The following is a 17,944-nucleotide window of genomic DNA, read 5'->3' as shown; positions in this document are numbered from 1 at the left end:
CTTGCGAAGACCCCCCGGGCCGTACGGGTACCCCGGGGCCGTGCGCATACCCCCCGGGCCGGCCCCCGGGCATGTGTCAGAGGGAGGCTTCGGCCGCCGCCCGGTGGTGCAGTTCGCGGCGCAGGGAGCGCCGCTCGGGCTTTCCGGCGGGGGTGCGCGGCACGGCGCCGATCAGCTCGACGCGCCGGATCTGCTCGTGCGGGCCGAGCTGTCCGTTGGCCGTCTCGACGATGGAGTCGAGGACGTCGAGCAGCCCGGGCGCGGTCGGGTCGTGCAGGACGAGCCCGAGCCAGGCGACGGCTCCGTGGACCGGGTCGGGCCAGCCGACGACGACGCAGTCGGCGACCCGGGGGTCGGCGGCGAGGACGGATTCGACGGCGGTGGGCGAGACGAGTTCGCCGTCGTAGGAGAAGACGTCGTCGAGCCGGTCGACGAGGTACAGCTCCCCGTCCGGGCCGATGCGGCCGACGTCCTTGGTGGAGAACCAGCCGTCCTCCCCGGCGGCCGGCCCGTTCTCCCCGAGGTAGCCGGCCATCAGCTGGGGCCCGCTCAGCTGCACCTCGCCGGTCTCGCCGGGGCCGAGCGGCAGGCCGGTGCCGGGGTGCACGATGCGGCAGGCGGTGCCGGGGACGGGGGTGCCGACGGAGCCGGAGCCGGAAAGGTCCTCGCCGGGCCGCTGGGAGTGGGTGAGCGGGGCGAGTTCGACCAGGCCGTACCCCTGCAGGACGGGGACGCCGAGCCGGTCGGAGAGCAGCCGGGCGTCCGCGGGGGCGAGGGCGCTGCCGCCGGAGAGGACGGCGGTGAGCCGGTCGAGGGCGGGAGCGGCGGGCAGGGGGAAGCCGGGCAGTTCCCCGGCGCCCGGGAGTTCGCCGTGGCGCAGGTCGGCGGCGAGCTGGTGCAGCCGGGCGGGCAGGCTGTAGAGGTGGGTGGCGCCGGTACGGGCGGCCAGGGCGAGGGCGGCCGCGGGGCGCGGGGCGGGGCACAGCACCTGGCAGGCGCCCGCGAGGACGGCCGAGTTGAGGTGCATCGGCTGGTAGAGCGGCAGGTGGTTGAGGACCACCGAGCCGGAGTCGAGCCGGTGGGCGGCGGCCGTCTGCGCGGCGTTGGCGAGCAGGTTGCGGTGGGTCAGCCGGACGCCCTTGGGGCGGCCGGTGGTCCCGGTGGTGAACTGCACGCACACCACGGCGTTCGGGTCGAAGGGGGCCTCGTCGGGGCGAGGGCCGGGCTGCGGGGCGCGGTCGAGGGCGACGGACAGCGGCAGGGCGTCGGCGGGCACGATCCCGTCGGGTGCGTCGGTGACGACGATCTCGCGCAGCAGGGGCAGCCGGTCGGCGGTCTTGACGAGCTGTTCGGCGGCGGCGGTGGGCAGGAAGGCGATCTCGACGTCGGCCAGTTCGCAGACGCGGCGCAGTCCCGCGGCCCGGATCAGGGGGTTGAGGAGGACGACGGTGTTGCCGCTGCGGATGGTGCCGTAGTAGGCGGCGGCGAACTCCTCGTCGAGGGTGTTGGCGACGCCGACGCGGGCCCCGCGCCGGCCGAGGGCGTGTTCGAGGTAGGCGGCGAACCGGTCGGCGCGGGCGTCGAGTTCGGCGAAGGTCCGCGTACCGTGGGGGGAGCGGAACGCACAGGCGGCGGGGTCGCGTTCCGCGGCCCGGCGCAGCAGTCCGTCGAGCGGCAGCTCCCTGCGGCGGGTCGGTTGCGGGCGGCGGCTGAGGCGGTAGATCGGCACGGCGCGTCCTCCTGGTCGGGCTGATCCCTGGATCTCCGGATCCCTGGTCGCTGGTCCCTGGTCGCTGATCCCGACGCATCACGGTCCGCACCTCCGGTTGAGGGCGCTTCGAAGGTGACTCGATCCCGCCGTCGTCGAGCGTTCCTCCGGCGGCCTTCGACGCCCGGGGCGGAGCCTGCGGGCACGCGCTTCGGCGGACCCGCACGTCCGGCGCCGCCGCATCCCTCCGTCGCAAGGGAAGTCACGTGGACGAGATCGTCGAGGCCCTGCTCTCCGAGGACGCGCTGCCCGGGGACTTCGCGGCGCTGCCGCTGCCGGAGGCGTACCGGGGCAACGTGGTGCGCCGGGACGAGACCGGCATGTTCACGGGGATCCCCTCGGCGGAGAAGGACCCGCGCAAGTCCCTGCACCTGCAGGAGGTGCCGACGCCGCAGCCGGGTCCGGGCGAGGCGCTGGTCGCGGTGATGGCGAGCGCGATCAACTACAACACCGTCTGGAGCTCGATCTTCGAGCCGCTGCCGACCTTCGGTTTCCTGGAGCGCTACGGCCGTCTCTCGGAGCTCACCCGCCGCCACGACCTCCCGTACCACGTGCTGGGTTCGGACCTGGCGGGCGTGGTGCTGCGCACCGGCCCGGGTGTGAACCGGTGGAAGGCGGGCGACCGGGTGGTGGCGCACTGCCTGTCGGTGGAGCTGGAGTCGGCCGACGGGCACGACGACACGATGCTCGATCCGGAGCAGCGGATCTGGGGCTTCGAGACCAACTTCGGCGGTCTGGCGGAGCTGGCCCTGGTGAAGTCCAACCAGCTGATGCCCAAGCCCGAGCACCTGACCTGGGAGGAGGCCGCCGCCCCGGGTCTGGTGAACTCCACCGCCTACCGCCAGCTGGTCTCCCGCAACGGCGCCGGGATGAAGCAGGGCGACAACGTGCTGATCTGGGGCGCCAGCGGCGGCCTGGGCTCGTACGCCACCCAGCTGGCGCTGGCCGGCGGCGCCCACCCGGTCTGCGTGGTCTCCTCCCCGGAGAAGGCGGAGATCTGCCGTTCCATGGGCGCCGAGGCGGTCATCGACCGGACCGCCGAGGGGTACAGGTTCTGGAAGGACGAGCGGACGCAGGATCCCGGGGAGTGGAAGCGCTTCGGCAAGCGCATCCGGGAGCTGACGGGCGGGGAGGACGTGGACATCGTCTTCGAGCACCCGGGCCGCGAGACCTTCGGCGCCTCCGTCTACGTCACCCGCAAGGGCGGCACGATCACCACCTGCGCCTCGACCTCGGGCTACATGCACGAGTACGACAACCGCTACCTGTGGATGTCGCTGAAGCGGATCATCGGCTCGCACTTCGCGAACTACCGCGAGGCCTGGGAGGCCAACCGCCTCATCGCCAAGGGCAAGATCCACCCCACCCTGTCGAAGGTGTACCCGCTGGAGCAGACCGGGCAGGCCGCCTACGACGTCCACCGCAACCTCCACCAGGGCAAGGTCGGCGTCCTGGCGCTCGCCCCCGGGGAGGGCCTGGGCGTGCGCGACCACGAGCTGCGCGCGAAGCACCTGGAGGCGGTCAACCGCTTCCGCCCCCGGGCCTGACCCTGCTTGTCGATCATTAACGGCGTTAACGCCGCGCCGCCGCCACGCCGCCGTTAACGGCGGAGCTCGCTCCACTTGCATGAACATGCATCCTTCTGCATACTCATCCCATGTCTAAGGTCCTCACCTCCCTTCCCGTCGGCGAGCGCGTCGGCATCGCCTTCTCCGGCGGACTCGACACCTCCGTCGCGGTCGCGTGGATGCGCGACAAGGGCGCCGTCCCGTGCACCTACACCGCCGACATCGGCCAGTACGACGAGCCCGACATCGCCTCGGTGCCCGGGCGCGCCAAGGCCTACGGCGCCGAGGTCGCACGTCTGGTCGACTGCCGCGCGGCGCTGGTCGAGGAGGGCCTGGCCGCGCTGACCTGCGGCGCGTTCCACATCCGCTCCGGCGGCCGCGCCTACTTCAACACCACCCCGCTCGGCCGCGCCGTCACCGGCACCCTGCTGGTGCGGGCGATGCTGGAGGACGACGTCCAGATCTGGGGCGACGGCTCGACCTTCAAGGGCAACGACATCGAGCGGTTCTACCGCTACGGCCTGCTCGCCAACCCCCACCTGCGGATCTACAAGCCCTGGCTGGACGCGGACTTCGTCACCGAGCTCGGCGGCCGCAAGGAGATGTCGGAGTGGCTGCTGGCCCACGGCCTCCCCTACCGGGACAGCACGGAGAAGGCGTACTCCACCGACGCCAACATCTGGGGCGCCACCCACGAGGCCAAGACCCTGGAGCACCTGGACACCGGCGTCGAGACCGTCGAGCCGATCATGGGCGTCCGGTTCTGGGACCCCTCGGTCGACATCGACACCGAGGACGTGACCATCGGCTTCGAGCAGGGCCGCCCCGTCACGATCAACGGCAAGCAGTTCTCCTCCGCCGTCGACCTGGTCATGGAGGCCAACGCCATCGGCGGCCGGCACGGCATGGGCATGTCCGACCAGATCGAGAACCGGATCATCGAGGCGAAGAGCCGCGGCATCTACGAGGCGCCCGGCATGGCCCTGCTGCACGCCGCCTACGAGCGCCTGGTCAACGCCATCCACAACGAGGACACCCTCGCCCAGTACCACAACGAGGGCCGGCGCCTCGGCCGGCTGATGTACGAGGGCCGCTGGCTGGACCCGCAGGCCCTGATGGTCCGCGAGTCCCTCCAGCGCTGGGTCGGCGCGGCCGTCACCGGCGAGGTGACCCTGCGGCTGCGGCGCGGCGAGGACTACTCGATCCTCGACACCCAGGGCCCGGCGTTCAGCTACCACCCGGACAAGCTGTCCATGGAGCGCACCGAGGACTCGGCCTTCGGCCCGGTGGACCGCATCGGCCAGCTGACCATGCGCAACCTCGACATCGCCGACTCCCGCGCCAAGCTGGAGCAGTACGCGGTGCTCGGCCTGATCGGCAGCGGCAGCCCCGCCGTCGGCGCCGCCCAGGCGGCCGCGACCGGGCTGATCGGCACCATGCAGGAGATGCCGGAGGGCGGCGCCGAGGCCATCGCCTCGCGCGGCGAGGTCTCCGCGGACGAGGAGCTGCTGGACCGCGCCGCGATGGAGTCCGGCACCGACTAGGTCATCTCTTTCGGATCTTGCCGGTTAAGCCCGCGTCGTTCGGTGCCGTGCATCGGCGCCTTGGCGGGGCGCCGCCGTACTGGACGTACTTGGTGCCCCGCCAAGGCGGCGAGGTGCGGTGCCGGGCGGCGCGGGCCAGGCAAGATCCGGAAGAGACGGCCTGGCAGACCCCGTACCCCACGGCCCCCGGACTGCCCGTCCGCACCGCCCTCAGGCGGCGCAGGCGGGCAGTCCGCCGTGGTACTCGACCATCTCGCAGAACATCTGCTCCACGTCGAGCCGGTGCCCCGGCTCCGCGCCCCGCGCCTCCGCGTAGGCGCGGTGCAGGTTGGGCACCAGCCGCTCGGCGTCCAGGAGCTCCGCGTACGGGCCGAGGTCGGCCTCCCGCGCGGCCTCCAGCGGGGTCAGCCCCGCCGCAAGGCCCTCGACGGCCAGCCGCTGGAGCAGGCGCAGGTAGCCGACGGTGGCGTCGAGCAGTGCGGGGCCGCCGACCGGCCCGTGACCGGCGACGACGGTCCGCGGGCCGAGGGCGCGCAGCCGCTCGACGACGGCGAGGGAGCCGGAGACCGAGCCGGTCAGGCAGAACGGCGTGGCCCCGGACATCACGATGTCCCCGGTGAACAGGACCCGCTGCCGCGGCAGCCAGACCACCGTGTCCCCGACGGTGTGGGCGGTGCCGGGGTGGATCAGCTCGACGGGGAACTCCCCCGGGTGCAGGGTGAGCCGGTCGCGGAAGGTCAGCCCGGGCAGTTCCACGCGGACCTCCCCCCAGGGGACGTCCGGCCACAGCCGCGTCAGGTGCAGACCGGCCAGGGCCATCTCGGCGCGCGCCGCCTCGTGGGCGACGACCAGCGCCCGGTCGGCGAAGAACCGGTTCCCGAACGTGTGGTCGCCGTGCGAGTGGGTGTTCACCACGAAGCGCGGGGCGTGCGGGGTGATCCGGGCGACCGCCTCCCTCAGGGCCCGCGTACGGGCCTCGGTGGCGGCCGTGTCGACCAGCACGGGCCGGCCGCCGTCCGGGGCGATCAGCCCGGCGTTGTTCAGGCACCAGCCGCCGTCGGGCTGGAGGTAGGCCCAGACGTGCTCGGCCACCTCCTCCATCCGGGGCCCGCCGACGCTGCCGGTCACCGTCCCCGGACCACCATGGCCGCGTTGAAGCCGCCCCGGCCCCGTGCCAGCACCAGCGCCGTGCGCAGCCGGGCGGGCCGGCGCACCTCGGTCACGAGGTCGACCGGGCAGTCCGCGGCGGGCGGCCCGGCGTGCACGGTCGGCGGGATCACGCCGTCGCGCAGCGACAGCAGGGCCGCGGCCAGGTCGAGGGAGGCGCCGCCCGCGGCGAGCCGGCCCGTCATGGTCTTGGGGGCGGTCACCGGGACCCCGTACTCCCCGAAGACCTCGGCGAGGGCCGCGGCCTCGGCCCGGTCGGCCGCGCGCCGCCCGGCCGCGTCGGCGAAGACCACGTCCACGTCGGCGGGGGCCAGCCCGGCCTCGCGCAGGGCCAGCGCGGCGGCGTCACGCAGCCGGGGGGCGCCGCCCGAGCCGGGCGGCGGATCGAAGGTGGCCGCGTAGCCGGCGACCTCCCCGTAGGGGCGGGCGCCGCGCTCGCGGGCGGCGGCCGCGTCCTCCAGGACCAGCAGGGCCCCGCCCTCGCCGACGACGTGCCCGCCGGCCTCCTCGGAGAAGGGCAGGTAGGCGCGCTCGGGGTCCTCGCTGGTGCTGAGCTCGCCGGAGGCCAGGTGGGCGGCCCAGCCCCAGGGGCAGAGGGAGGAGTCCATGCCGCCGGTGACGACGAGCCGGATGCCCTTGCGGAGCTGGCGGCGGGCCTGCGCCACCGCGTCGAGCCCGCCGGCCTGCTCGCTGACCAGGACGCTGTTGGGGCCGCGCATGCCGTTCTTGATGGAGATCTGGCCGCTGTTGACGGCGTAGAACCAGGCGAAGGACTGGTAGGCGCTGACGTACTGGCCGCCCTTGCTCCACAGGGCCTGGAGCTCGCGCTGCCCGAACTCGTAGCCGCCGGCCGAGCTGGCGGTGATCACCCCGGCCGCGTAGTCGGGCAGCCCGGCGGGATCCACGCCGGCGTCGGCGAGGGCCTCGTCGGCGGCGGTGAGGGCGAGCCGGGTCACCTGGTCGGTCTGCGGCAGCAGCCGGCCGGGCAGGTGCTCGGCGGCGTCGAAGCCCCGGACCTCCCCGGCCAGCTTCGCCGGGTACTGGCCGGCGTCGAAGCGGGTGACCGGGCGGATGCCGCTCTCGCCGCGCAGGACCGCGCTCCACCAGGCCTCGGTGCCCAGCCCGTTCGGGGCGGCGACGCCGATCCCGGTGATCACGGGGGCGGCGGAGGCGGCCGCCGCCGACATCACCGGGGCGGCTGCGGTCTGCGTGCTCATGCGGCGGCTCCCAGGCGCGGGCGGGTCAGGATCATGGCGCTCTGGAAGCCGCCGAAGCCGCTGCCGACGCTGAGCACGGTGTCCGTGCGGTGCTCGCGCGCGGTCAGCGGGATGTAGTCCAGGTCGCAGCCCGGGTCGGGGTGGTGCAGGTTGGCCGTCGGGGGGACGGTGTTGTGCTCGATGGCCAGGGCGCTGGCGGCCACCTCCAGGGAGCCGATCGCGCCGAGCGAGTGCCCGATCATCGACTTGATGGAGCTGACCGGGGTCTCGTAGGCGTGCTGTCCGAGGCTGCGCTTGAAGGCGGCGGTCTCGTGCCGGTCGTTCTGCTTGGTGCCGGAGCCGTGGGCGTTGACGTAGTCGACGGCGGTGGCGGGCAGGCGGGCCTCGTCGAGGGCGACGGTGATGGCCTCGGCCATCTCGCGGCCCTCGGCCTTCAGCCCGGTCATGTGGTAGGCGTTGCCGCGGCTGGCGAACCCGGCTATCTCGGCGTAGACGTGGGCGCCGCGGCGGCGGGCGCTCTCCAGCTCCTCCAGGACCAGGACCGCCGAGCCCTCGCCGAGGACGAACCCGTTGCGGGTGGCGTCGAAGGGGCGCGAGGCGGTCTCCGGGTGGTCGTTGCTGGGCGAGGTGGCCTTGATGGCGTCGAAGCAGGCCACGGTGATCGGCGAGATCGGCGCCTCGGTGGCGCCGGTGACCATCACGTCGGCGCTGCCCTCGCGGATCAGTTCCACGGCGTGGCCGATGGAGTCCAGGCCCGAGGTGCAGCCGGTGGAGACCATGGAGACGGGGCCCTGGGCGCCGACGCGCCAGGCCACCTCGGCCGCCATCGAGCTGGGCACGAAGTAGTCGAACAGGTGGGGCACGGCGAGGGTGTGGTCCACCTGCCAGGTGGAGCCGCCCCCGCTGACGGCGTTGTACTCGTTGTCCAGGCCCGTGGTGCAGCCCACCGCGCTGCCCAGGGTGACGCCGGTGCGCGTGGGGTCCAGGGCCGCGGTGTCGAGCCCGCTGTCACGGACCGCCTCGTCGGCGCTGACCAGCGCGAACTGGGCGGCCCGGTCCAGGCGGGCGGCCTCCTCGGGGGTGAACCCGTGGGCGAGCGGGTCGAAGTCGGCCTCGGCGGCGATCCGCGAACGGAAGCCGGAGGCGTCGAAGAGGCTTATGGCGCGGGTGGCGGTCCGCCCGGAGGTGAGCCGGGCCCAGTACGCCTTGGTGCCCACTCCCCCGGGTGCGACCACGCCGATCCCGGTGATGACGACGCGTCGGTTCATGGGGTGTCCTTCACGGTGAGTCCTTCGTCGGTACGGTCGGAGAGCCTGGACCGCACCGACCTGCGCAGCGCGTCGATGACGGTGGTCACGTCCGCGTCGCTGAGCCCGGGGTGCAGGGGCAGGCGCACGGTGCGGTCCACCGCCCAGTCGCAGGAGGGCAGCGGGGCCGCCGGGGGCTCCCCGTCGCCGTCGGCCGGGAACCGGTGCAGGGGCGCGTGGTGGGAGGTCGTGTAGATCTCCTCGGCCAGCAGGTCGGCGACGACCCCGTCCTTGATGGCGGGGTGGAGCTGCACCCAGTACAGGCAGTCCGTGGACTCGTGGCCCTCGGGCAGCGGCGGGGGCGTCAGCAGTCCGTCGGTGCCGGCCAGCTCCCGGTCGTAGCGGGCGGCGATCTCGCGGCGCCGCTCCACCATCTCGGGGAGGCGGCGCAGCTGGACGGTGCCGATGGCGGCGGTCAGGTCGTTGCCGGCGATCCCGCGCCCGTACTCGGGCAGGTCCGGTTCGCCGGGCAGGGAGGCATGGCCGAAGCCGCTGGCGCGGACCAGGCCGCGGCGGGCGAGGAGGCGGGTGCGGGCGGCCCGTTCGGGGTCCTTCGCGTAGACCATGCCGCCGTCGCCGGTGACCAGGACCCGGCCGGGGTCGAAGCTCCACACGGCGAGGTCGCCGAAGGTGCCGGCGGGCCGGCCGTCGACGCGGGAGGCGACGGAGCAGGCGCCGTCCTCGATCAGGGCCAGGCCCCGTTCCCGGCAGTGCGCGGCGATGCGGACGATGTCGCCGGCGCGTCCCCCGTAGTGGAGGAAGAGGACCGCGCGGGTGCGGTCGGTGAGGGCGGCCTCGACGTCCTCCAGGGACGGGTTGAGGGTGCGGCGGTCGACGTCGCAGAAGACGGGGCGGCCGCCGCGCGCGGCCACGGCCTCGGCGGTGGCGGGCAGGCCGAGGGAGGGCAGGACGACCTCGTCGCCCTCCTCGAGGTCGAGGGTCTCGACGGCCAGGTGCAGTGCGGTCGTGCCGGAGCTGGTGAAGACGACGTGGCCGGGCTCGATGCCCAGGTGCTCGGCGAAGGCCGTCTCGAAGGCCGTGGTACGCCGTCCGCTGCCGAGCCTGCGGTCGTGGAACACCCCGGCGACCGCGTCGAGTTCCTCCGCCCCGACCTGGGGCTGAAACAAGTTGATCATGGTCGCCTCTCGCGTGCGGGTGTCTCCCCGATCTTGTCGACCGCCGCTCGACGAACGATGGAGGGCCGGTGGTCCCCCCGGTCGCGACACCGGGGCCGAGACGCCTTCGAGTACCGCTCCATCGCGGTGACGGATCCTCCGCGTGCGCCACCAGTCGATTCACCGAGGAGTTCTCATGCCCGACCAGGCCCAGGAGCAGGACCAGACCAAGCGCGTCGCCGTCGTCACCGGAGCGACCAGTGGTATCGGCCTGGAAGCGGCCCGCACCCTGGCCGCGCAGGGACACCGGGTGTTCATCGGCGCCCGCGACGCCGACAACGTGGCCCGTACCGTCAAGGAGCTCACCGCCGAGGGCCTGGAGGTCGACGGCGCGAGCGTGGACGTGCGCAGCGGCGAGGGCGTCAAGGCCTGGGTCGAGGCGGCCGTGGAGCGGTTCGGCACCATCGACGTGGTGGTCAACAACGCCGGCCGCTCGGGCGGCGGCGTCACCGCCGACATCGCCGACGAGCTCTGGTACGACGTCATCGAGACCAACCTCAACAGCGTCTTCCGCGTCACCCGCGAGGTCCTGAACACCGGCGGCATGCGCGCCAAGAACCGCGGCCGCATCATCAACATCGCCTCCACCGCCGGCAAGCAGGGCGTGGTCCTGGGCGCCCCCTACTCGGCGTCCAAGCACGGCGTGGTGGGCTTCACCAAGGCGCTGGGCAACGAGCTGGCCCCGACGGGCATCACCGTCAACGCCGTCTGCCCCGGCTACGTCGAGACGCCGATGGCCGAGCGGGTCCGCCAGGGCTACGCCGCCGCGTACCAGACCACCGAGGAGGCCGTGCTGGAGAAGTTCCAGGCCAAGATCCCCCTCGGCCGCTACTCCACCCCGCAGGAGGTCGCCGGGCTCGTGGGCTACCTGGCCTCCGACACCGCCGCCTCCATCACCTCGCAGGCCCTCAACGTCTGCGGCGGCCTCGGCAACTTCTGAGCCCGCCCCGCCCGACCCCGTACGCACGTACGCGTGTACGACCCCGAACCGAGGAGCAAGACCATGCCGCAGCCCGGCCTGCGTGAAGTGGAGCACGAGATCACGGTCTCGGCCCCGGCCGCCGCCGTGTACCGGTTGATCGCCGAGGTGCAGAACTGGCCGCGGATCTTCCCCCCGACCATCTACGTGGACCACATCCCGCAGGGCGGGAACGAGGAGCGCATCCGGATCTGGGCCACCGCCAACGGCGAGCCCAAGAACTGGACCTCCCGCCGCACCCTGGACCCGGAGAAGCTGACGATCACCTTCCGCCAGGAGGTCCCGGCTCCCCCGGTCGCCGCGATGGGCGGCACCTGGATCATCGAGCCGGTCTCGGAGGGCGAGTCCCGGGTGCGGCTGCTGCACGACTACCGGGCCGAGGACGACGACCCGCAGAAGCTGGAGTGGATCGACCGCGCGGTCGACCGCAACTCGCGCTCGGAGCTGGCCGCGCTCAAGACCAACGTCGAGCACGCCCACGCCACCGAGGACCTGACGTTCTCCTTCGAGGACACGGTCCGCGTCGAGGGCTCCGCCAAGGACGTCTACGACTTCGTCAACGAGGCGCACCTGTGGCCCGAGCGGCTGCCGCACGTGGCGGTCGTCCGGCTGACCGAGGACACCCCGGGCCTGCAGGAACTGGAGATGGACACCCGGGCCAAGGACGGCTCCGTCCACACCACCAAGTCCTACCGGGTGACGTTCCCGGACGAGCGGATCGCCTACAAGCAGACGACCCTGCCTGCGCTGATGAGCCTGCACACCGGCTACTGGACGTTCGCCGAGGACGGCGAGGGCGGCGTGTCCGCCTCCTCCCAGCACACGGTGACGATCAACACCGCGAACATCGCCCGGATCCTGGGCCCCGAGGCCACGGTCGAGGACGCCAAGGCGTACGTCCGGTCCGCCCTCAGCACCAACAGCACGGCCACCCTCAACCACGCCAAGGCCTTCGCCGAGCAGCGGGCCCGTCGATGACGGAGGGGACGCCCCGGGTCTGGTTCGTCACCGGTGCCTCCAGGGGCCTGGGACGGGCCGTCGCCGAGGTCGTCCTGGAGGCAGGGGACACCGTGGTCGCCACGGCCCGGCGCGTCGAGGCGCTCGACGGACTCGTCGAGCGCTTCGGCGCGCAGGTCGTCCCCATGACCCTGGACGTCAGCGACCGCGCGGCGGTGTTCGCGACCGTGGCCGAGGCCGGGGAGCGGGCCGGGCGGATCGACGTCCTGCTCAACAACGCCGGGTACGGGCTGGCCGGTGCGGTGGAGGAGGTCACCGAACGACAAGTCCGCGACCAGTTCGACGTGAACTTCCTCGGCGCCCTGTGGACCACCCAGGCCGTACTCCCGCTGATGCGCCGCCAGGGCTCGGGCCACCTCCTTCAGATGTCCAGCATCGCGGGCGTGACCACGTACCCCAACCTGGGCATGTACTGCGCCAGCAAATGGGCCCTGGAGGCGATGGGCGAGACCCTGGCCCAGGAGGTCGCCGGCTTCGGGATCAAGGTCACCCTGATCGAGGCCGGCGAATTCCGCACCGAGTGGAGCGCGAGCTCCCTGGTGCGGGCCACGCCCAAGACCGCCTACGACACCGTGCTGGCCCAGCGCCGGCACGGACTGTCGGGTGCCTTCGCCCACCTCCAGCCCGGCGACCCGCGCCGGGCCGGGGTGGCGTTGCTGAAGCTGCTGGAGGCCGATGAGCCCCCACTCCGCCTCCTCCTGGGCGCCAGTGCGGCCGACCGCGCCCCGGCGGTGCTGCGCGAGCGGCTGGCCGGCTGGGAGGAGTGGGCCCCCCTGGCCCCGACGACGGACTTCCCGCCGGCCTGAGCCCCTGGCGCCCTGACCCCCTGGAGCCCTAGAGACCGGCCGCGGCGCGCAGGGCGTCGGCGCGGTCCGTGCGCTCCCAGGTGAAGTCGGGGAGCTCGCGGCCGAAGTGGCCGTAGGCGGCGGTCTGCGCGTAGATCGGGCGCAGCAGGTCCAGGTCGCGGATGATGGCGGCCGGGCGGAGGTCGAAGACGCTGGAGACCGCCTCCTGGATCCGCTCGTCGGGCAGGGTGCCGGTGCCGAAGGTCTCCACGAAGAGGCCGACGGGCTCGGCCTTGCCGATCGCGTACGCGACCTGCACCTCGCAGCGGGCCGCGAGGCCGGCGGCGACGACGTTCTTGGCGACCCAGCGCATCGCGTACGCCGCCGAGCGGTCCACCTTCGACGGGTCCTTGCCCGAGAAGGCACCGCCGCCGTGACGGGCCATACCGCCGTAGGTGTCGATGATGATCTTGCGGCCGGTCAGGCCTGCGTCGCCCATCGGGCCGCCGATCTCGAAGCGCCCGGTCGGGTTGACCAGCAGCCGGTACCCCTCGGTGTCCAGCTTGATGCCCTCGGCGGCCAGCTGCCCGAGCACGTGCTCGACGACGAACTCCCGGATGTCCGGGGTGAGCCGCACCTCCAGTGCGATGTCGGCGGCGTGCTGCGTGGAGACCACGACCGTGTCGAGCCGGACCGGCTTGTCCCCGTCGTACTCGATGGTGACCTGCGTCTTGCCGTCGGGCCGCAGGTAGGGAACGATCGCGCTCTTGCGCACCTCGGACAGGCGCCGGGACAGCCGGTGCGCGAGGTGGATCGGCAGCGGCATCAGTTCGGGCGTCTCGTCGCAGGCGTAGCCGAACATCAGACCCTGGTCGCCCGCGCCCTGCCGGTCGAGCTCGTCGCCCTCGCCCTCCACCCGCCGCTCGTACGCCGTGTCGACGCCCTGCGCGATGTCCGGGGACTGCGCGCCGATGGACACCGAGACGCCGCAGGAGGCGCCGTCGAAACCCTTGTTGGACGAGTCGTAGCCGATCTCCAGGATCTTGTCGCGGACGAGCTGGGCGATCGGCGCGTACGCCTTCGTCGTCACCTCGCCCGCGATGTGGACCTGGCCGGTGGTGATCAGGGTCTCCACGGCCACGCGCGAGGTCGGATCCCGTCGCAGCAGCGCGTCGAGGATGGTGTCGCTGATCTGATCGGCGATCTTGTCGGGGTGGCCCTCGGTCACGGACTCCGAGGTGAACAGACGACGGGACATGCGGCTTCCTCCTGTGTACGGCCCCGCGCACGGCTCTGTGCACGGCCGGAAGGCCGACCGTCCCCGACCCCCCTGGAGCCCCGCTCGAACGCGGCGCGCCCGGCGGCTCCGGCGGCGTCAGGCGATAACGTCCGTGACGCCGTCCTCACTGATCTGACGGGCGATGACAGCGCCCGGCCGGGGAATCGGCGGAAGCTTGCCGTCCTTCCGCTTCGCTTCGGCGTAGCCGATGGCTCGTGCCTGCGCCGTGGAAGTGCCGAAGTAGAGGATGTACGGGTGGATCTGGTAGCGGCCGCGTCCGGACTTCCAGATGAACGAGCGCTCCATGAGCTGACCGACGGCGGTGTTGACGGAGCGTCGGCTGACCCCAAGGGCAGCTGCCAACTCGTCCTGCTTGATGGCCACCTCGCCGTTCTCGTTCATGTGCAGGTAGCGGCCGTTCTCGTCGACCTCTGCCAGCGCGCCGACGATCTTCCAGAACGTGTCCTTGGCCAAGGAGCCGACGTTGTAGTCCGGCAGGTGCCGCAGGAAGTCCAGGCTGACGACAACGTGGATGGGCCCGGAGTCATCGCCGGTCATGGCCGCGTCCGTGGTGACGAGCATGGTGTACGGGCCGCGTCTGCGGATCGTGATGTCAGCAGACTCTCCAGGCTGGATGAGGGATGCGACGGCCTCTGCGACCTGCACGCGGGTACGCGCCGCACGCGTACGTGCGCTGCTGCTGGTTGCCACACCCCGACGCTACCAAATGAGAAATCCAGCTTCCCACTAAAGCCCATAAAGAGAACCCTTACTTCTCGCCTCGAAGGCCGCCCACCCGTTGTGCGCAACTGGGGGACTCATTACCCAAAGGTAGTGGGAAGCAGAGCTGCGCACATCGGCGGCGAAAGCGCCGGTCAAACGGGTGTGCCTTCTTTGAAGCAGCGCACCCTGCGGCCTTCCGACGCTTCCACCTCCCCGGGGCCCCCTTCCGGCCTCAGCCACAGAAGGTGTGCCCCCATCGGCGTGCACACGGTCCCGGTGTACGGGCGCCTCGCTCAGCCACCCACCCGCACCAGCCACGCAGCTGCGCTCACACGGCCCGCCCCCACAGCCCGCAGCCGATAGAACGGCCGTGGCGTTTCAGGGCGCGCACCGGCTTGCGGTGGCCACCACGACGGTGCTGGGCCACCGATACCCCATCACTGGGGAAGGCGACATGCGAGACACTCACCCAGCACTCCCCACTGGTCACGCGCTCACTAGCTGTGCGGAACGCCCGTACGTGCGGCGAGGCCTCGTAGTTCGGGTGTGGTGCGCCCGGAAACGAGCAGGCCGGAAACAAGGGTCTTCACAGCCGGACGGGCGTGGGTCTCCTGAGGGGCCCAGTACTCGGCCTGGAGGAGAGCACGGATGCATTCGTCTCGCCGGCCCCACTGGGCGAACGCCTTCGCGCGGTCGGTGAAGTAGAGCGCGCGTCGCTCTGTGGTGGGGAGCGCCTGGGGAGCAAGGGCGTCAGCAGCGGTGATGGCCGCTGAAGGATCCCCTGCGGTGGTCTCCGCCGAGATCAGGTGCAGCTGTACGGTTGCCTGGCTGAACCCGCCGTTGGTGTCTCGGAGGTGGGTGACGGCACCCAGGCTTCTGGCGATGGCGGCGGCCTCGCGGGTCAGCTCACGCATGCCGGCCTGATCACGTTGATGGGCCACGGTATACGCGGCGCACTGGATCAGCAGGCCCCTCTGGGCGATCCCGGCGTTCCCGAGCTCACGCAATGCCGGTTCATCAGCCGCGTGCAGAGCGAGGGTGAGTGCCTGATCGTGCCAGCCTGCTTTGCGGGCGAGCACGGCCTGCTGACGAGCTGCCTCCGCCACTGCCACTGGTGCATCGCCGGCGGCGGCGATCTGCCGTGCACGGTCGGCTGCCATCCAGCCGAGTTGCGGTTCGTCGAGCTTGACGAGGATCCGAGTCGCCAAGAGGTACGCCTGCGCCAGCACGCGGCAACTGTCGCTGGTGGACCGGTGCCCGGCGGAGATCAGGCGCGGAAGGCGGAGGGCGAGGCTGGAGTAGGCGCATTCGTTGAATTCGGCGGAGGCACGTCGCAGTTCCGCGACGAGGCGTTCCGGGGGCATGTCCGCGGCAACGCGGCCGAGGCCCAGCATCGCGTCGCGCAGCCCTGCGACCAGCGTCTCGCCGAGTTGCGCCTCCTCGGTCTCGCCCCGGTCGGGTCCGGCGACGGGGGCTCCCATGGCGGCCGCTGCGGTGACCGCGAGGTTCGCAAGTAACTGCCTTCGCGTGCGCACCGGGTCCTCCCCCTCATCGTGACCTGGGAATCCCAGGGTAGGGGCGGGCAGATGCGGATACGGTCCAGTTCGTTGAACGGACGGTTCCGGTTGACCGCCCGAGGCCGGTGCGAGGCCGAGGTCCTGGGGTGGAATTCCGAGGGCCTGGGCGAACCTGTGGAGCACGGAGACGTCCGTCATGGCGGACTTCCCGCGCTCCAGCCGGGACACCTGGGCGGCCGAGTATCCAGTCAAGGAGCCGAGCCGGGCCAGGGTCATGTCCTGGGCTCTGCGGGTTCGGCGGACCACCTCGCCAGGTGTTGCCGCCGCTGTGGCGCTCACCTGCGGCCTTCGAACTGCGTCCACAACCACCGTCCCGATGTACTCGAGGCCGCACGGCCATGGTTCCGAGCCCATGCGCAGCCGTCCGCACTTGCACGAGATGCAAACCCCTTGCAGCCCTATGGCTACGGACTGTTGTACCGCCTTCCGTTGCGGTGGTCTTGGAGTTGCCGCGGTTCACCAGCGCCCGGCACGCCCACCCTCCCCAGTCCACGCCCAGGAAGGGATTACTTCGTGGATCGGTACCTGCCGCACCGAGAACGTCTCCTGACGTCGTCCAGGCCCCTGCCGGACTTCGAAGCCGTCGGATCTAACGGCCCCTGGCTCCACACCGCAGACGGCCGCCGGGTCCTCGACGGATCGAGCGGCCTGCTGTGCGCGAACGTCGGGCAGGGGAGCCCGGCGGTGTTCTCCCGCGTCGAGAAGCAGTTCTCCCGCTACTCCTTCGGTGGCGCGGCCGTCGTCCGGCCTCACATCCAGTTGGAGCTGATGGACCGCCTGTGCCGGGCCGTGGGCCGGCCGGAGGACTCCGTCGCCCTCACCACGTGCGGGACCCTCGGCGTGGAAGTCGCCGTGGGCCTGGCGCGGAACATCGTGCGGGTCCGCGACGGGAAGCGGCGCGGGGAGATCCTGACGTCCGACCTCTCATACCACGGCCACAGCGTCTTCACCCTCGGCGTGGCGGGCAACCAGGTCCGCAACCCCCGTCCGGAAGACCGCTGCGGTCTCGGCCCGGCCTTCCCCGCGCCATACCCGCCCACGCACGGCCATGCCCACGAGGGATTCGGCTGCGATACCGCGTGTGCCGGCGAGGTGGCGCGGGCGATCGACAGCAGGGGCGCCGAGAACGTCGCCGCGGTCCTCATCGAGCCGGTCAACGGAACCACGGGCGGTGCCTTCGTGCCCCCGGCCGGCTACCTGCGCAGGGTGTCGGAGATCTGCCGGAAGCGGGACGTCCTGGTCATCCACGACGAGGTGCTCACCGGCCTGTGGCGCACCGGCACGCCGCTGGCGAGTCGGCACTGGGACGGGTGCGAGCCCGACCTGGTCGTCCTGTCCAAGGGCCTGGGCGCCGGATACGCCGGCGTCGGGGCGGTCCTGGTGGCGCCGGAGATCGCGCCGCTGCTACGGCACAAGGACGCGGACCCGCTACCCGCGATGGGCACCATGGCCACCCACCCCCTCCAGGCAGCGGCCTGCCTCGGAGTCCTGGACGAGCTGGAGTCGATGGACTTCGACGCCTTCGCCGCGCGCGGCGAGCGTCTCGGGGCGGCCTTGCGGCCCCTGACCGACCGGGCGCCGGTCCGGGACGTCCGGGGCATCGGCCACCTCTACGGGGTGGAGGTCGCCCCCGGCCTGCTCTGGCCCCTGATGCAGGAGTGCGAGCGGCGTGGCGTCTTCTTCTACCCCTTCACCGGAGCCGGCCACCCGCAGAGCGAGGGCCTGGTCGTCGCGCCCCCGCTGAACTGCGACAGCCAGGACATCGACTTCCTGACCGGCGCGCTCACCGACGCGGTAGCCGCCGTCAGCTGACCCGCAGCCGCCCGGTTTCGACGGGC

The 17,944-nt window shown here is 72.4% G+C and carries 14 protein-coding genes; 6 read left to right on the top strand and 8 right to left on the bottom strand.

The features are described 5' to 3' along the window. Positions 1–76: 76 nt before the first annotated feature. On the bottom strand, positions 77–1,729 hold the full coding sequence (locus tag BX286_RS34485) for a class I adenylate-forming enzyme family protein (RefSeq protein WP_261993670.1): 1,653 nt from the start codon (positions 1,727–1,729) through the stop codon (positions 77–79). A 245-nt stretch (positions 1,730–1,974) separates the two neighbouring features. Between BX286_RS34485 and ccrA the strand changes: the two genes are divergently transcribed. After that, positions 1,975–3,315, top strand: coding sequence for a crotonyl-CoA carboxylase/reductase (gene ccrA / locus BX286_RS34480; protein WP_121017833.1), 1,341 nt, complete (start codon positions 1,975–1,977; stop codon positions 3,313–3,315). Positions 3,316–3,425: 110 nt separating this feature from the next. Next, on the top strand, positions 3,426–4,880 hold the full coding sequence (gene argG / locus BX286_RS34475) for an argininosuccinate synthase (RefSeq protein ID WP_079432340.1): 1,455 nt from the start codon (positions 3,426–3,428) through the stop codon (positions 4,878–4,880). Positions 4,881–5,090: 210 nt separating this feature from the next. Here argG and BX286_RS34470 read toward each other — a convergent pair whose 3' ends face one another. From BX286_RS34470 to BX286_RS34455, 4 genes are read right to left on the bottom strand one after another with little or no spacing between them, the layout of a single operon-like run. Then, positions 5,091–5,981, bottom strand: a complete 891-nt coding sequence (locus BX286_RS34470; RefSeq protein WP_121017922.1) for an MBL fold metallo-hydrolase — start codon at positions 5,979–5,981, stop codon at positions 5,091–5,093. 23 nt (positions 5,982–6,004) lie between these two features. Then, complete coding sequence (locus BX286_RS34465; protein WP_237293441.1) at positions 6,005–7,264, bottom strand: ketosynthase chain-length factor; 1,260 nt, start codon at positions 7,262–7,264, stop codon at positions 6,005–6,007. Beyond that, entirely contained in the window at positions 7,261–8,532 is a 1,272-nt protein-coding gene (locus BX286_RS34460) for a beta-ketoacyl synthase (protein WP_079432341.1), read from the bottom strand. The genes BX286_RS34465 and BX286_RS34460 overlap by 4 nt, the downstream gene beginning before the upstream one ends. After that, the gene (locus BX286_RS34455; protein ID WP_079432342.1) at positions 8,529–9,707 is read right to left on the bottom strand and encodes a DegT/DnrJ/EryC1/StrS aminotransferase family protein; all 1,179 of its coding nucleotides are present in this window, start codon (positions 9,705–9,707) and stop codon (positions 8,529–8,531) included. Before BX286_RS34455 ends, BX286_RS34460 begins: the two co-directional genes overlap by 4 nt. A gap of 175 nt (positions 9,708–9,882) precedes the next feature. Here BX286_RS34455 and BX286_RS34450 point away from each other — a divergent pair, with 175 nt between their 5' ends. The 3 genes from BX286_RS34450 to BX286_RS34440 all read left to right on the top strand — a co-directional run bounded on the left by BX286_RS34450 (position 9,883) and on the right by BX286_RS34440 (position 12,548). Further along, positions 9,883–10,686, top strand: coding sequence for an SDR family NAD(P)-dependent oxidoreductase (locus tag BX286_RS34450; RefSeq protein ID WP_079432343.1), 804 nt, complete (start codon positions 9,883–9,885; stop codon positions 10,684–10,686). Between the two features lie 63 nt (positions 10,687–10,749). Next, entirely contained in the window at positions 10,750–11,703 is a 954-nt protein-coding gene (locus tag BX286_RS34445) for an aromatase/cyclase (protein ID WP_100864998.1), read from the top strand. After that, complete coding sequence (locus BX286_RS34440; RefSeq protein WP_121017832.1) at positions 11,700–12,548, top strand: SDR family NAD(P)-dependent oxidoreductase; 849 nt, start codon at positions 11,700–11,702, stop codon at positions 12,546–12,548. The genes BX286_RS34445 and BX286_RS34440 overlap by 4 nt, the downstream gene beginning before the upstream one ends. A gap of 28 nt (positions 12,549–12,576) precedes the next feature. Here BX286_RS34440 and metK read toward each other — a convergent pair whose 3' ends face one another. From metK to BX286_RS34425, 3 genes are all read right to left on the bottom strand, one after another. Beyond that, the gene (metK, locus tag BX286_RS34435) at positions 12,577–13,785 is read right to left on the bottom strand and encodes a methionine adenosyltransferase (RefSeq protein WP_121017831.1); all 1,209 of its coding nucleotides are present in this window, start codon (positions 13,783–13,785) and stop codon (positions 12,577–12,579) included. 117 nt (positions 13,786–13,902) lie between these two features. Next, a complete protein-coding gene (locus tag BX286_RS34430) occupies positions 13,903–14,517 on the bottom strand; it encodes a replication/maintenance protein RepL (RefSeq protein ID WP_148710327.1) in 615 nt (204 codons plus the stop codon). Between the two features lie 509 nt (positions 14,518–15,026). Next, positions 15,027–16,460 (bottom strand): helix-turn-helix domain-containing protein, encoded by a 1,434-nt coding sequence (locus BX286_RS34425; protein ID WP_121017921.1) that lies wholly within the window; start codon positions 16,458–16,460, stop codon positions 15,027–15,029. 159 nt (positions 16,461–16,619) lie between these two features. On the opposite strand from BX286_RS34425, the gene BX286_RS34420 reads away from it, so the two are divergent. Further along, on the top strand, positions 16,620–17,918 hold the full coding sequence (locus BX286_RS34420; RefSeq protein WP_159036901.1) for an aminotransferase class III-fold pyridoxal phosphate-dependent enzyme: 1,299 nt from the start codon (positions 16,620–16,622) through the stop codon (positions 17,916–17,918). Positions 17,919–17,944: the final 26 nt, after the last annotated feature.

Origin of the sequence: Streptomyces sp. 3211.6 (assembly GCF_003634815.1) — a bacterium.
Taxonomy (GTDB): domain Bacteria; phylum Actinomycetota; class Actinomycetes; order Streptomycetales; family Streptomycetaceae; genus Streptomyces; species Streptomyces katrae_A.
Note: the sequence above shows the minus strand (reverse complement) of the source record. Positions and strands in the feature narration are given on the sequence as shown.

Coding starts and splice junctions, on each gene's coding strand:
- BX286_RS34455 (WP_079432342.1), bottom strand. CDS start 9,707: ATGATCAACTTGTTTCAGCCCCAGGTCGGGGCGGAGGAACTCGACGCG.
- argG (WP_079432340.1), top strand. CDS start 3,426: ATGTCTAAGGTCCTCACCTCCCTTCCCGTCGGCGAGCGCGTCGGCATC.
- BX286_RS34440 (WP_121017832.1), top strand. CDS start 11,700: ATGACGGAGGGGACGCCCCGGGTCTGGTTCGTCACCGGTGCCTCCAGG.
- metK (WP_121017831.1), bottom strand. CDS start 13,785: ATGTCCCGTCGTCTGTTCACCTCGGAGTCCGTGACCGAGGGCCACCCC.
- BX286_RS34460 (WP_079432341.1), bottom strand. CDS start 8,532: ATGAACCGACGCGTCGTCATCACCGGGATCGGCGTGGTCGCACCCGGG.
- BX286_RS34425 (WP_121017921.1), bottom strand. CDS start 16,460: ATGGGCTCGGAACCATGGCCGTGCGGCCTCGAGTACATCGGGACGGTG.
- BX286_RS34450 (WP_079432343.1), top strand. CDS start 9,883: ATGCCCGACCAGGCCCAGGAGCAGGACCAGACCAAGCGCGTCGCCGTC.
- BX286_RS34445 (WP_100864998.1), top strand. CDS start 10,750: ATGCCGCAGCCCGGCCTGCGTGAAGTGGAGCACGAGATCACGGTCTCG.
- BX286_RS34470 (WP_121017922.1), bottom strand. CDS start 5,981: ATGGAGGAGGTGGCCGAGCACGTCTGGGCCTACCTCCAGCCCGACGGC.
- BX286_RS34465 (WP_237293441.1), bottom strand. CDS start 7,264: ATGAGCACGCAGACCGCAGCCGCCCCGGTGATGTCGGCGGCGGCCGCC.